The sequence below is a fragment of the Pedobacter sp. CFBP9032 genome, assembly GCF_034045265.1.
GTDB lineage: Bacteria > Bacteroidota > Bacteroidia > Sphingobacteriales > Sphingobacteriaceae > Pedobacter.
This window is the reverse complement of the sequence record NZ_JAXCWE010000007.1, coordinates 34,640-50,594: the sequence shown is the minus strand read 5'-3', so window position 1 is coordinate 50,594 and position 15,955 is coordinate 34,640. Positions and strand designations below refer to the sequence as shown.

Here is a 15,955-nt window from a genome sequence, read left to right as displayed (position 1 = left end):
CTAATTTTTTTATTGAGGGACAAATGCGAAAGCCAATGCAGCCGTTTTATCTATGCCCGCTGGCAGCATTATAGTTGTTTCACTATTTACATTCTGCCACTTTACCTTTTTCCCGGTAGATATCAATACGATATCAGTCCCTTTTTTTGGAACATTATTATTCCATTTAATTGTTTTTAGATTGCCTTCAGCTGATGTTAAGCAATAAATTGCAAATCGCTTTTTGCCATCTTTGCTCTGGGTAAACCAGGTTTGACCGTCGTGGTAGTTCTTGGTAATGCGGGTGTTGTAAATCGCCTGGCCATTTTTAGATGTCCACTGGCCAATTTCACTTAACTTTTGAGTCACTTCATCAGGCAATGTTCCATCAGGCTTTGGCCCTACACCAAGCAACAAACTTCCGCCTTTCGCTACAATTTCTACCAGTTTATGAACCACTTCTGCAGCTGGTTTATACTGATCTCCGGGAACAAAACCCCAGGCGCCACCCAAAGTCATACAGCTTTCCCAGGGATGATCTAACTGCGTATCGGGAATTTTTTGTTCTGGCGTTTGATAGTTTTCATAAGGCCCGTGAACCGTACGATCTACCATCAACAAGCCGGGCTGTGCTTTCCTCGCCATGGCGGCAATTTTAGGCATATCGATATCCTGACTCCATTTTGGAATTGGCGCTCCCCATGATAGTACTTCTTCATTTACGCTTTCCAGTGGACGAACCCAACCACCATCAAGCCATAAAATATCTACACTTCCATAGTTGGTCATTAATTCACCGATTTGATTTTGCACAAAGTTTTTGAACATGTTCCAGCGCCATGGATACTTTTTAATGTCGTAATTATTATTGCGATCTGCTGTTGCATATTTCTGCCACCAATAATATTGCGAGTGCCAGTCTGGTTTAGAAAAGTAGGCGCCAATCATAAAGCCATCTTTTCTAAAGGCATCAAAAACATACTTGGCTACATCTGCCTTTGGATTACTGGCAAAAGGACCTTTAGCAATACTAAAATCACTCTGTTTGGTATCAAACATCGCAAAACCATCATGGTGTTTCGTGGTAAAAACAAGGTATTTCATTCCAGCATTTTTCCCTGCCGCCGACCATTGTTCCGGATTGAATTTCGTGGGATTAAATTTCTTGCTGAAATCCCAATACCATTTTTTGTAATCATCATAAGAAATGGTAGAATCTCTTTCGATCCAGTCTTCAGAACAGATGGACCATGATTCGATAATTCCCGGCACAGCATACAAGCCCCAATGGATGATCATCCCGAACTTTTTGTCTTGCCAGGTATCTAATTTTTCTTTAACGAGTGGATCAGTAGGCCATTCGTATTTAATCGATTCCTTTACAATATCATTGCGTTCCTGGGCATAAACAATATTGGCGAAAGATGCGAAAAGCAGCGCTATAAGTAATTTCCTATTCATATGTAAATATAAAAATCCCAGCCTTTTCAGGGGCTGGGATTGGTAAGTTATTTAAGTTATGGCATCCAGAAAATTTTCGTTTTCCTGGTGTCTTTCGACACAACGGCTTGATAATTTTCGCTGTTAAGTGTTTTTTCTTTCGAAGGGTAAATTAGTCTTGTTGGAGGTGTATCAAAGCCCGATAGCTTTCCTGTAGTTGAAAAAGTTAAAGCCGGGAAACCTGTTCTTCTGTATTCTGACCAAGCTTCTGTTGATTGCAGCACACCATAATGCAGCCATTTTTGCGTGTAAATTTGCGTAAGTTTTGCTGCCGACGAGCCTGCATATGTAGCTGTTGAAGCGTTAACCCAAGCATCTACAACTGAAGCATTAGGTGCGGCTACATTTTTAAAACCACCACCTTGATTTAAGTTATTTAGGTAATGATAGAAAGTTACCGATTGTCTCAACGCATTATCATAAGCTGTTTTTGCATCTGTAGAGCTTCCCCATCTTTCAAAAGCCTCAGCTTTAATAAAGTTCACTTCTGATGCTGTAATTAAAATTCCTGGCAGTTTTTGGTTATAAACGAAAGTTGCAGAGTCTAGTACTGCATAATCTGCGAAGCTAGATTCTTGTTGCGCTGCTGTAAAAGTAATCGGCATAGCTTTATAATCAGTATTCTGCACAAATTTACCATTTACCGTGCGACCAAATTTATCGTAAATAACAGGAATACGAGGATCATTAGCAGGTAACATTACCGTATTTAATGCATAATCTGTAGCATACCAGCTTCCCTCAAAAAATGCATCATGTAAGTCGCTGGTGCTGTTAGTTAAGGGCTGTAATAAAATATCGGAAGTTCCTGGGTTATAAGTTCCGCTGTTGCCACCATCTACTAATGGATAAGTAGTCTGATTTGCTAACATCGCTAAAATAGCGGGTCTTGCAGTTGCTTCATCAGTTCTGGAAATGCGCATTAAAAGCCTCAAACGTAATGAATTAGCATAACGAGCCCACATGTTCATGCTACCTTTTAACAAGATATCAGATTTCGAGAAAGCAGATGTTGTTGCATTAGTATTAAAATACGTTCCTAAAGCATCCAAATCTGCAATGAATGAGGTATACAATGCTTTTTGGTCGTCATATTTTGGATTAGTGATGGTGCTGGTAGTATTCAAACTTCCGGCTGCAGAGTAAGGAATGTCTCCCCAAAGATCAACCATTTTAGCAGCCTGTTCTATTAATACAACTTTAGCTGCCTGCATAATCACTTTTTGGCTAGCCTGATCTGCTGTAGAAAGTGTATTATATTTGGTTTCCATCGTTCTGTATTGTGCTATGATGCCACTTCCATTGCCACCAGTGCTATAGAAATCATCCCAATATTGTTGAGAGTAGCCATCATTTTGCTGATAGATGGTATTACCATTAGAAATATAGCTTGTTTGTGCATATACACCAGGCATCTGCGTTAAGAATGTACGTACATTCCAGTATTTAGCAGCAACCCGGTCATTATTAAGCATTCCGGTAAATAGTCCGGTCAGACTTGGATCCAGAACTTTCTCCGGATTATTAAATTTTTCATCAAGTTCCTTTTTACAACCAACTACAGTTGTGATTGCAATTAAAAGAAAGCTTGCTTTTATGATTAACTTTTTCATAATTCTTTTCTTAGCTGATTAAAAGTTTGCGTTTAATGAGAAACCAAAGTTTCTTGATGCGGCTGTAGAACCTACATCAACACCTTGCGACCACCATTTATTACCTAGTGGTGCCTCAGGATCTAAGTCTTTTAATGTACGGTGGATGTAAAATAAGTTACGTCCGATTAAAGCGAATCTCATATTACTGATACCAATCTTTTTGGTTAACGTTGAAGGAATTTTGTATCCCAAAGTAATCTCTCTCATTTTGATGAAATTATTTTTAAAGATTTCCGCTTCAGTTAAAGATCCTTCACCCCAGTTATAAGTAGTGATGTAATAATCAGCTGCAGAAAGAATCTTTGTATTCGGTTGTCCGGTAGTTTCGTTTATGCCTTGAAGTAAAACACCATCATTGTAAGTTTTGCCATTGGCCGTATATGCTAAACCACCGCTTGCAGCATCTCTAAACTCCATAGAGTTTTCCAACATCCCTGCTCCACGCATGAACTTTAAGTTTGGCGCAATCATTTTACCTCCAAAACGATAATCAATAGTGAAATCTACAGAGAAGTTACCATAACTGAAAGTGTTTGAAAAACCACCAACTGCTTTTGGCATAATGTTTCCAACTTTAACATAGACAGAGTTATCCATTACATAAAAGCCGTCATCATTAATCACGTAGTTTCCATTCGCATCGGTTTTTCTTGGACGGATGTAAATGTTTCCTAAGTCCTCACCTGCTCTCGCTACAATTTTAGCAGTTGCCTGGTCTGAGTTATAGAAGTTAATTTCTGAGTTGGCATCTTTTAAAGAGTTTACCTTAGATTTATTAGTTGAGAAATTTAAACGGGTATCCCATCTAAATTTTCCCGTTACAGGTGTTGCATTTAAAGCGATTTCAAATCCTCTATTGCCAATTTCTCCTACATTTATAATCTGACTTTGCGCTCCATTTGTTGAAGTTATATCAAGTGGTAATATCTGGTTTTTGATTTTGTTATCATAGTAACTAAAATCTAACCCTAATCTTCCTTTAAGGAAACGGGTTTCTAAACCAAATTCCGCTTCATGTTTCTTTTCAGGTAACAGATTAAGATTACCATATGATCTTGGTGCAAGTATAGAAGGCACAGATCCGTTAATGGTTTGAAGCGAGTTCTGTGTATATGCAATATTAGCTTCATAAATTGGAGGTGCATTACCTACTACACCATATGATGCTCTTAATTTACCATAATCCCAGAATGATGGTAACTTCACCACATCACTAAATACGAAACCACTATTTACTGAGAAATATGAATATTGATTATTACCTGGAGGCAATGTAGAAACATATTCTCTTCTACCTGTAGCCTCTACAAAAAGGAAATCTTTGTAGCTGAAATTTGCAATTCCTAAATAAGCATATTTTAATTGTTCTTTTCTTGCCTCAACAGTTTCAGCAACGTTAAACGAGTTAGATAATGCAAAGAAATTTTCAGTTACTAATCCATCTCTGGTATTTGATCTTAAATCTTTATAGGTCTCTTTTCTACCTTGGTAACCGCCGCTTAATGATAAGCCAAAATCTTCACCAATTTTATTAGAATAAGTTACCAATGCATCTCCATATAAAATGGCGTACTGACCTTGGTTTGTGGCATAAGATCCTGTACTGGTATTACCATTTAAGGCACTTGGAATTTCTGTAAATTGTCTGTTCTCTGCTTTAACACTGGTATAATCGTTACCGATACGACCTCTGAACTTTAAATTCTTCGCAAAATCATAGTTTAATGTAAAGCTGGATAATAACCTGTTTTCATTTTCAGTGTATTGGTTTTTTAATTGTTGCCAGTAGAAATCCAACAAGTTAGTTGCTCTAATGTTATAAACAAATGGCTCTGGCCTATCTAATTGATTGAATTGCGAATATTTGTAACCATTGCTGGTTTGATATTTTTCTTTCATCAAATCCATATCTTCTGCACGACTAAAGAACCCACTGAAAGATCCTAGTACCTGTCCTAATTGATATGGTCTGTTAACGGTTTTCGTATTTACATAACTTACAATTACATCAGCAGATAATTTAGGGGCTAATTTGATTGTGGAGTTTAGGTTAAATGAATTTTTTGCACCGGTATTACCAGGTTGTGTTCCTTTATAATCTAAACGGGAAGCTGAAAATCTATAGTTTAAAGCGTCTGTTTGATTAGAAATAGCCACGTTTGCGTTTGAAGTGTATCCATTCTGATAAACATCTTTATAGTTATTTGGCTGTGGAGAATAAGAACGAATTGATCCATCCCACCATCTTACCTGCTGGCCTTCCATTTTCGGACCAAAGTTAGCATAGGCTCTAAAGTATGGTCTTAAACCCGTTGGTGAAAGCGGATCAGCAATCCATCCTTCTTCATTTGCACCATTGGCTACGTTAGTTTCTCTATCGTAACCCGGACCATAAGTATTTTGAAAGTTCGGTAAAAATGCCACCTGATCAATCGATCCCTGGTAATTGAAATCAACTCCCAGACCACGATTTTTAGAACCTTTTTTAGTCGTAATTACCACAACACCACTTGCTGCATCTGATCCATACAAAGCTGATGCACTTGCACCTTTTAATACGGTTAGGCTTTCAATATCAGCTGGGTTAATATCAAGAATTCCATTACCACGAACACGTTGATCATCCCAATAGTTATTGTTATTTGCTCCTGCTGCACCATTTTGTCCGTCATTTCTAATCATTACACCATCCACAACGTATAAAGGCTGTTGATTATAGTTGATAGAGTTAATACCACGAATCTGAACATTTACCGCACTACTGGCACCACCTGGTGCAGTAGTAACCTTAACACCAGCAGCTTTACCATATAATGCAGATGCAAAATTGGTATTACCTGCTTCGGTTAATTGCTTTGCGGTTACCGTACTTACCGCATAACCCAGTGATTTTTCTTGTCTCTTGATCCCTAAGGCCGTAGTTACTACACTTACCTCATCCAATTGATTTGAACTCTCTTTTAGCGTTACACTTACTGTGCTTTGATCGGCATATACCAATTCTTGTCTGGCGTATCCAATCGCGGTAAAAACCAACGTTTCTTTGGCGTTTACGGCAATCGAAAACTGTCCGTTCCCATCTGTCTGGGTAACTTTTGATGTCCCTTTAATGGAAACACTCACTCCTGGAAGCGGTCCAGAGGCATCTTTCACCGTTCCGGTGATGCTTTTTTGTGCGTAGGATGTTATTGTTAATAGGGTTAACAACAATATACTTAAGCACCTTAAGTACACTTTTTTCATAATTTTGCTTTTTTTTAAGGTTATAGTTGACTTGATACTTCTTGGTTTTTGTTTTATTTATACGATTAGCTATTTAATTATTCGAACTGACTATTTTCTACTATGATGCTGGCTGCTGCCAAAAGCTCGGCTTCATCGGTTAAGGCTGACAATTTTATCGTTGTAAATTCTGCAATACGTGGCATACAAAACTGATTAATAGCCTGTTGAATGGATGGCAAAAACATCTTCCCCACTTTTGCGCCTCTGCCACTTAACACTATACATTCTGGATTCAATATGTGCATTAATGTAGAAATCCCCTTACCAATCTGAAATGCTGCTTTAGATAAAATCGAAATGGCCAGTGGATCCTGGGCCTCGACAGCATCCAGAAAATGATCTCTCGGGTGTTTGGTTTTATCTTTGAAGAGCTGCTTCATACTGGATTCCGCACCTTCTTCTAATGCACGTTCTGCTTTTTCGGCCATCACCAAAAGAGAGGTATCCACTTCTAAACAACCTCTTTTGCCGCAAGAACATAAGTTATTACTATCTGATAAGGGAATATGACTAAACTCTCCGGCATAACCGCGACTACCGCGATAAAGTTGTCCGTTTACAATCATACCTAATCCGGTACCCCAACCAATGTTGATCACCATTACATCCTTCAAATCTATTGCTTCGCCAAAATTGAGTTCGGCAAGTGCAATTAAACTCGAATCGTTATCTATTGATATGGGTAGATTTATTTTCTCAGAAAGATAATGCTGAAAGGTTTGTCCGTTTTTTATGGGTAAAAATGAAGAATTGATTCCCATTTCGGCATTAACAAATCCCGGCATACCAATTCCAACACCTATAATATCATCTCGATTAATTTTAGATTTTGTAATGCTTTTTACAATAAAGTTGGCAAGGGTGTCTACATCTTCAAATGAATCAGACATGTGTAAATCCAGATATTGAACAGGCAAAACTACCTTTCTTGATAAATCGTAAATGATGAGCCTGGTAATGAGCTGATCCATCGCAACTGCTACAATATATTTATGATGATCTGGATTTAAAAGATATATCGATGGGCGCCGTCCTCCTGTTGAAGGTGCTAAACCTTGTTCTATAATATATCCTTCTGTAATTAAACCATTTACAATTGAAGTAACCAAAGGCAAGCTCTTCTTGGTGAGTTTGCTTAAATCCGTTAGGGATAAAGCCTTTTTATAATAAAGATGTTTGATAATATCAGCACGAAGCCGCTGACCTTTCTCAATGATTACAGACATTTTTATTTGGTTTATAAACAAACTTAATAAATATTTTTAAAACAATAAGTGACTTATTAATTTTTTTTAAAAGTATTTTTCCAAACAAAAATAGGTAAGGCCATAAACTCGCCTCTTTTTGTTCGGTTCTGTTAGGATTTTTGGAGTTAATTCCGGAAAATAACTGAGTTTACAATGAGATAATGCCTAGTTAACCTGCAACTGCCAGGATTTCATAAGGAAGTTAAACCGGAATAGCGCAGTTTTTAGATTTAAAAGAAAGTTTATCGTTAAAGCGAATATAAATGATGTAACAATTTATCCCATCACGGTGGTTTGGAGCAGCTAAAAAGAAGCAGTTAGTTAGATCGTAGCTAGCTATACAACCAGGTTGAGCAAGAGATTTTAGCATTCGCATAAAAGGTGGCTTGAAAAGGTTTTCCTTCCTGAACTTGATTCAGGATTTTGATATTAAAACAATTCGCTATTTTTTGCTCACCTGTTTTAGCACTTCGCTAGTATCTAACCCTTTTAGCAATGGCCTTACAGATTGATCGTTCTTGTCACTACACCAGCCAACAAAAAAGCGCCTTGATTAGATCAGCGCGCTTCATATACCCTTATATTTACCATCAGTGTATCCCCTTAAATAACCTATTCCATCTTATTTTATTGAAGAAAGACCCTTCACTATCGAAACTCATCCAGATAAATAAAGCTTTACCCACTACATGATCTTCTGGTACAAAACCCCAGTAACGTGAATCTGTAGAATTATGTCGGTTGTCACCCATCATCCAGTAGTAATTCATTTTGAAAGTATAATTTGTAGCCACCTTATCATTAATATACCAAATGCCATCTTTCTGCTCTACTTTGTTTCCTTCGTATGTTCTAATGGCGCGGTAGTATAGCGGCATCGTATTGCTATCTATTTTAACGGTCCAGCCTTTTGCGGGGATCTTAACTGGTCCGAAGTTATCTACATTCCATTTACGGTTAGGATCAAGCGGGAAAAGATCTCCATCATCAACAGCAGGTGGCTTTACAAATAATTCAACTGATTTTATAAAATCAAAGGCCTTTAATTTCTGAATCATTTCTGGTGTAGCATTTCCGACATAATTATTCGCATCGAGTTGCTGCATCTCTCCAACCTTGAATCCAAGTTGACTGAATACCTCCAAATTGATATTTGTTGTGGACAACTGAATTTTATATGGCATCTGACCAGTACTTTTTAAGGGTTCCGCTTTCCCATTTATACTCACCACTCCTCCGCGCATGCTCACTACATCACCTGAAATTCCAATACACCTTTTAATAATGTTTTCCCGTTTATCAACAGGTCTGCTGCTAACCGTATATTGGCTATTCACTGTTTTCCAATCAGATTGACGAATTAAATTATAGTAGCTTGGTTCTTGATTTTCGAGTGCGACGGTATCGCCTATTGGCAGATTAAATACAACTACGTCATTTCTCTTAATTTCTGATAATCCTGGCAAACGATGATATTTCCATTGAATACCATCCCAATATGATTTTGTTCCGGTAAGTGGCATAGTGTGGTGCGCAAAAGGAAAAGCTACGGGTGTCATAGGAATCCGGGCACCATAATTCACCTTGCTAACGAACAGGAAGTCGCCTATTAAAAGTGATTTCTCCATCGAACCTGATGGGATGGTATAAGCTTCGATAAAGAAAACGCGGATAATGGTTGCAGCTATCACGGCGAAAACAATTGCATCTACCCATTCGCGGGTTTTTGTCTTTTTCTTTTTAGGAGCGCTTTTCTTTTGCCAGATTTTCCAGTTCATATTGAAGATTGATATCGTTGGGTTTAGATGAAGTGGCGGTTTGATTGTTACAGAATGGTCTTCCGCTGCGCTGGCTTGCCTCGGCTGGCCGCCGAAGGGCTTGTTCTTTATTCTTGATAATAAAGAACCAAACAATCAAGGCTTGTACCTGATGTCGGATAAATTCGTTAAAGCTTTATTTCGGCAGCACAAGCACCCGATGAAGAATCGGGAGAGAACGCGCTGCCTCGGGTTGTAGTAGATTGAAAGATTGTGGGGAAACTTTAACGTTTTCTCCTTCCATCATTTCCTATGCCGGGTAGCAGGGTGGCCATAGCGGGATGAGAAAATAGGATGCGGACTTAGATTTATAATAAGGATTGTGATCGCTATCACTACCCAACAAGGCCAAACCACCATTTCTTCATTCTGCTCTTATACCGGCATGGTCAATTTTTCGGGATGGCAATGTCCAAGCCTACTCACTAACTTTAACAGAAAAATTGCGAGCCGGCAGTTTTGTTTCTTTTGCTGTCAAAAGAAAAAACGCCCGTCCGGCCAGGACAAGAAGATTTTTTTGTTTCCCGCCGCGCAGCCTTGCCTCGGCTGGCCGCCGAAGGGCTTTATACCTTTTTCTTGATAAAAAGGTAGCCAAAAATCAAGGCTTGGACCTGATGTTGGATAAAATCATTAAAGCTTTATTTCGGCAGCACAAGCACCCGATGAAAAATCGGGAGAGAACGCGCTGCCTTGGGTGGTAGTGGTTGGAACGATTGTGGTCGAAGCTTTAAACGTTTTCTCCTTCCATCATTTCCTAGGCCGGGTAGCAGGGTGGTAATAGCAGGATGAGAATTAAGATGCGGACTTAGATTTATAACAAGAATGGCAATCGCTATCACTACCCAGGAAGGCCGAACCACCGTTTCTTCGTTCTGCTCTTAGACCGGCGTGGTCAATTTTTTGGGATGGCACTGAACTAGCCCAGCTACTGACTTGGATAAAAAAATTGCGAGCCGGCAGTTTTGTTTCTTTTGCTGTCAAAAGAAAAAAGGCCCGTCCGGCAAGGACAAGAAGATTTTTTTTAACCCGAAGCGTAAAAGACATTTTTTTGTAGCATTTATCTATCGGCTGGTGTCATCACTTGCAGTAACTTTTCCCACTGCACTGGCTTGCCTCGGCTAGCCGCCGAAGGGCTTTCTACCTTTTTCTTAATAAAAAGGTAGCCAAAAATCAAGGCTTGAAACTGATGTTGGATAAAATCGTTGAAGCTTTATTTCGGCAGCACAAGCACCCGATGAAAAATCGGGAGAGAACGCCCTACCTTGGGTTGTGGTGGGTTGAAAGATTGTGGTTGAAGCTTTAAACGTTTTCTCCTCCCATCATTTCCTAGGCCGGAGAGCAGGGTGGCCATAGCGGGATGAGAAAATAGGATGCGGACTTAGATTTATAATAAGGATTGTGATCGCTATCACTACCCAACAAGGCCAAACCACCGTTTCTTCATTCTGCTCTTAGACCGGCATGGTCAATTTTTGGGATGGCACTACCCAAGCCTATCTACTGACTTGGATAAAAAAATTGCGAGCCGGCAGTTTTGTTTCTTTTGCTGTCAAAAGAAAAAAGGCCCGTCCGGCCAGGACAAAATAGAATTTTTTTAACCCGAAGCGTAAAAGACATTTTTTTGTAGCATTTATCTATCGGCTGGTGTCATCACTTGCAGTAACTTTTCCCACTGCACTGGCTTGCCTCGGCTAGCCGCCGAAGGGCCCTCTTCTTTTTCTTAACAAAAAGAAGCAAAAGTCAAGGCTTGGAACTGATGTCGGATAAATTCGTTAAAGCTTTTTTTCGGCAGCACAAGCACCCGATGAAGAATCGGGAGAGGACGCGCTGCCTTGGGTTGTGGTGGGTTGAAAGATTGTGGTTGAAGCTTTAACGTTTTCTCCTTCCATCATTTCCTAGGCCGGATAGTAGGGTGGCAATAGCATAAACGAGAAAATAGGAGGCGGACTTAGATTTATAATAAGGATTGCAGTCGCTATCACTACCTAACAAGGCCAAACCACCGTTTCTTCGTTATGCTCTTAGATCGGCATGGTCATTTTTTTGGTACGGCACTGACCTAGCCCAGCTACTGACTTGGATAAAAAATTGCGAGCCGGCAGTTTTGTTTCTTTTGCTGTCAAAAGAAAAAAGGCCCGTCCGGCCAGGACAAGAAGATTTTTTTGTTTCCCGCTGCACTGGCTTGCCTCGGCTGGCCGCCGAAGGGCTCTCTTCTTTTTCTTGGCAAAAAGAAGCCAACCAGAGCTTTTCTGCGAGCTCATGAATACCTATAAAAACATATACAACTGATGAATAAACCCAAGGCTTGGAACTGATGTCGGATTAGCGCGTCGAAATTTAAATGGCGGTAGCGCAAGGGCTCGATTTGCTTTTACATAAAGATTTATTTTAGGAGCCGTTCGCGCTACCTTGGGTTTGAGGTATTTGAAACGTTAGTGCAAAAATTTCAACGGCTTCTCCTTCCATCATTTCCTAGGCCTGAGAGCAGGGTGATAATAGCAAGATGGATAAGCGAGGTGTTGCCCCTCATTTTAAGTGTAGCGAACAATCCCTGAATTTTTCACTGCGTTTGATTAACGCGAAGTTTTCTAAATCGCTAGCCGCGAAAAATCTGTATTCTCGCCCTTTCCCTCCGGTGAAAATGCTGCTGATCGGCGGATAGAGACTGTCCCAAAAAAAAGCGCCTTGATTAAATCAAGACGCTTCATATATCCTATTGTAATGTGACTTTTAATGTATCCCTCTGAATAACCTATTCCACCGGATTTTACTAAAGAATGAACCTTCTCCATCGAAACTCATCCAGATAAATAGTGCTTTACCTACCACATGATCTTCCGGTACAAATCCCCAGTAACGTGAATCTGCAGAATTGTGGCGGTTATCACCCATCATCCAGTAATAATTCATTTTGAAGGTATAGTTAGTCGCTACCTTATCATTGATATACCAAACGCCACCTTTTTGCTCTACCTTGTTGCCTTCGTAAGTTCTGATGGCCCTATAATAAAGCGGCATGGTATTGCTATCGATATTTACCGTCCAGCCTTTGGCAGGGATTTTAATCGGCCCGAAGTTGTCTCTATTCCACTTACGGTTAGGATCATGTGGAAATGTACCTCCAGGTTCTTCACCTGCGGGATCAGGATTCATTACTACTGATTTCACAAAATCGAGTGTTTTAAGTTTCTCTACAATTTCTGGTGAAGCGTTTACTATATACGTATTTGCAGCAATCGCAGGGCTATTTCCTAAATCAAGCTTATACTCATCAAGCGCAGCATAATTGAATTCCATTGTTTTAAACTCGATGCGGTAAGGCATCATACCTGTACTTTTAATTGGTTCAGGTTTTCCATTTACACTAACCACGCCTGCCGACATAGAAACTACATCTCCGGCAATGCCGATACATCTTTTAATGTAATTTTCTCTTTTATCAACTGGCCTGTCGATAATGGTATAAGTATTTCTCACCTGCTCCCTGCCGCTCATTCTAACCAGATCGTAATAGCTTGCTGCCTGGTTTTCTACCGCAACCGTATCACCTTCAGGAAAGTTAAATACCACTACATCATTTCTTTTGATATCTGACAGTCCAGGTAAACGATGATATTTCCATTGTACGCCATCCCAATATGCTTTTGTAGAAGTGGTTAACGGCATAGTGTGGTGAGCAAAAGGGAAGGCAACTGGTGTCATCGGTATCCGGGCACCATAATTCACCTTACTTACGAATAGGAAATCGCCAATTAATAACGAACGCTCCATCGACCCTGATGGAATGGTGTATGCTTCAATGAAGAAAACGCGAATAATGGTTGCAGCCACTACTGCGAAGACAATCGCATCTACCCATTCGCGGGTTTTTGTCTTTTTCTTTTTAGTGGCATCAGTTTTCTTCTGCCAAAATTTATAATTCATATTTTTATGTTCGTTTGTGGTTGTTCATTCTGGTCTGATCATCTTTCGGTTTGCACCGCTCTACTTTCAGCTTACTCAAATATATCAGTAATACTGAAAAATCCTTTTTTATTTTTCAACCATTCTGCAGCTACAACAGCACCTAATGCAAAGCCCGCCCGACTGTGAGCAGTATGCTTAATTTCAATATCATCTACCTCACTACTGTAAATAACGGTATGTGTACCTGGAATATTCTCAATTCGATGTGATTCAATTAACAGCTGTTCTGCTTTCGGAAATAACTCTACATCGCTACCAACTACTTCATTTAACCACTCTGATTTTCTCTCTAGATTATCCACAATTCCTTCGGCAATTGTGATGGCTGTACCGCTCGGTGAATCCAGTTTCTGAGTATGGTGAATTTCTTCCACCTGTACCTCATAAGCCGGATAATTATTCATCAGCTTTGCCAGCGTTTGGTTGAGCTTGAAGAACAAATTTACCCCAATACTGAAGTTAGAACCATAAAGCAAGGTATTGTTACTGCTATCACAGTCATTTTTAACATCCTGTAGCTTACCATACCAACCCGTTGTACCCACAACGACAGGAACATTAGCATCAAAACAGGCATCGATATTACTCAATACAGCATCTGGCGTACTAAAATCTATCGCTACATCAGCAGCCTTTAAATGCTGTCTGGTTAGATCTTCCAGGTTATCTACTGCTATTTTTAAAACGATTTCGTGACCGCGTTCAAGGGCAAATTTTTCTATAATCTGACCCATTTTGCCATAACCTAAAAGCGCAATTTTCATCTTTATAATTTTATTGTTAAAGTTGTTAGAGCGATCAGGATCTTAATTATTATACTGCATAATTTTAAAAGATCCTAATGGTCTCCTATTTATTAAAATGTTAACGATAATTTTAACGATGGCGTTGCATTGAATCCATACATCGTATTTGTGGTAATTACTGATGGTCGAACCTGAAAAGCCAGGTCATCATCTATATTGAAAAAGTGTAATCGTGCTGCAACATAAGCATCAACAATATTTGCTGCATAAAGCAAACCGTAAGAAAAAATAACAATCTGACTGTTTCGCTTAAAAACACTCTTATTATCAAGCACTCCCTGATCTGAATAACGGGTTAGCGTTGGATTCGGTGCAAAGTCACCAACTCTTTGTGCAATGGGCAATTGTCTGGACTGCCCTTCTTTCAAAAAGACTTTATAATTCTTTCTACTCTCAATATAGGATAATGTGAGTGCTGTAAATCCGCCGTAAATGGCCGCAATCTTACCTGTAGTATAAATTTTCTGAAGTGTTTGACTTTTACCTGCCCGCGTACCATAGCCATCATTGAGTAGCTGCATGTTGTACAATTGCCCCCATCCCGGAATAATCATCGATCTAAAAACTGCTTTTCTTCCGGCCACTTTTCCAGGATTTACATATTTGGCTTTTGCAGAATCCCGCCTCGACATCACCTTGGGCGAATCCACCTTCATTGGCTTATAGTTACGGCTCTTCAGCGTATCTGTTTGTTTGCCCGTTGTATCCACTACCTGAGCAGATGCCAGGTTAGCCAGAAAAAATATAAGCAGAGAAAACAATAATAAAACCTTTTGAATACGCATTACCAATCTAATAATTCTAAGATTCTATTTAAATCGTCGTCGCTCATAAAAGGAATTTCTATAGCCCCTTTGCCGTTCTGCGTTACTTTTAATTTTACGCGGGTTGCAAACTTCGAGGCCAGATCATCCTGTAATTTCTGATATTGAAAAGAAACACCCTTTTCTTTAGGCTTTTCTTCTGTTTTAGAAGGTGCATGATGAAGGTTTCTCACCAATTCTTCTACCTTCCGAACGGAAAGACCTTTATCTAAAATTTCCTGGTGAATAAATAATTGTTTATCAACACCATCTACATTAATTAGTGCCCTTGCATGGCCCATAGAAATTTTTTGATCGCGAATGGATGCCTGAATGACTGGCGGAAGTTTTAATAAACGGAGATAATTAGTTACCGTAGTCCGGTTTTTCCCTACGCGCTCGCCCAGTTGTTCCTGCTTCAAACCTACCTCATCAATCATCCTTTGGAAACTTAAAGCAACCTCAATTGCATTTAAATTCTCCCGTTGAATGTTTTCGATAAGTGCCATTTCCAGCATCTGCTGGTCGTTAGCACTGCGGATATAAGCTGGAATTTGTGTTAACCCTGCTAATTTCGAAGCCCTGAATCTCCGTTCACCGGAAATTAACTGGTATTTATTGGCGCCCAGTTTCCTGACGGTGATGGGCTGAATTAAACCTTGTATTTTAATGGAATCTGCCAGTTCGTTTAAAGCTACCTGATCAAATTCGGTACGCGGCTGATAGGGATTGGTTTCAACTTCAGTTAAACTTACGTGACTGATATTGCCAATCTGCTCGGTTTCGCTTACAGCATTTACCTGCTGCTTTGGCGGATGAGCAGACTCGCTATCATCTAAAAGCGCACTTAACCCTCTTCCTAAACCTGTTTTTCGCTGAAAAGATGTCATCTATAAT

At 39.6% G+C, this 15,955-nt stretch carries 10 protein-coding genes; all 10 read right to left on the bottom strand.

Translation table 11 applies throughout. The features are described 5' to 3' along the window. Positions 1-9 precede the first annotated feature (9 nt). Positions 10-1,440, bottom strand: coding sequence for an alpha-L-fucosidase (locus tag SOM16_RS14300; protein WP_320464675.1), 1,431 nt, complete (start codon positions 1,438-1,440; stop codon positions 10-12). 56 nt (positions 1,441-1,496) lie between these two features. Next, on the bottom strand, positions 1,497-3,092 hold the full coding sequence (locus tag SOM16_RS14295) for a SusD/RagB family nutrient-binding outer membrane lipoprotein (RefSeq protein ID WP_320464674.1): 1,596 nt from the start codon (positions 3,090-3,092) through the stop codon (positions 1,497-1,499). An 18-nt stretch (positions 3,093-3,110) separates the two neighbouring features. Further along, a complete protein-coding gene (locus tag SOM16_RS14290; RefSeq protein ID WP_320464673.1) occupies positions 3,111-6,377 on the bottom strand; it encodes a SusC/RagA family TonB-linked outer membrane protein in 3,267 nt (1,088 codons plus the stop codon). A 77-nt stretch (positions 6,378-6,454) separates the two neighbouring features. Continuing rightward, positions 6,455-7,645, bottom strand: coding sequence for an ROK family protein (locus SOM16_RS14285; RefSeq protein WP_320464672.1), 1,191 nt, complete (start codon positions 7,643-7,645; stop codon positions 6,455-6,457). 611 nt (positions 7,646-8,256) lie between these two features. Next, positions 8,257-9,444: a signal peptidase I gene (gene lepB, locus SOM16_RS14280; protein ID WP_320464671.1), complete on the bottom strand. Its 1,188-nt coding sequence runs from the start codon at positions 9,442-9,444 to the stop codon at positions 8,257-8,259. Positions 9,445-11,504: 2,060 nt separating this feature from the next. Further along, on the bottom strand, positions 11,505-11,744 hold the full coding sequence (locus tag SOM16_RS14275) for a hypothetical protein (RefSeq protein ID WP_320464670.1): 240 nt from the start codon (positions 11,742-11,744) through the stop codon (positions 11,505-11,507). 469 nt (positions 11,745-12,213) lie between these two features. Further along, on the bottom strand, positions 12,214-13,407 hold the full coding sequence (gene lepB, locus SOM16_RS14270) for a signal peptidase I (protein ID WP_320464669.1): 1,194 nt from the start codon (positions 13,405-13,407) through the stop codon (positions 12,214-12,216). Between the two features lie 71 nt (positions 13,408-13,478). After that, on the bottom strand, positions 13,479-14,213 hold the full coding sequence (gene dapB / locus SOM16_RS14265; RefSeq protein WP_320464668.1) for a 4-hydroxy-tetrahydrodipicolinate reductase: 735 nt from the start codon (positions 14,211-14,213) through the stop codon (positions 13,479-13,481). A gap of 92 nt (positions 14,214-14,305) precedes the next feature. After that, on the bottom strand, positions 14,306-15,040 hold the full coding sequence (locus SOM16_RS14260) for a DUF5683 domain-containing protein (protein ID WP_320464667.1): 735 nt from the start codon (positions 15,038-15,040) through the stop codon (positions 14,306-14,308). Then, positions 15,040-15,948: a ParB/RepB/Spo0J family partition protein gene (locus SOM16_RS14255; RefSeq protein ID WP_320464666.1), complete on the bottom strand. Its 909-nt coding sequence runs from the start codon at positions 15,946-15,948 to the stop codon at positions 15,040-15,042. Before SOM16_RS14255 ends, SOM16_RS14260 begins: the two co-directional genes overlap by 1 nt. Between the last annotated feature and the right edge of the window lie 7 nt (positions 15,949-15,955).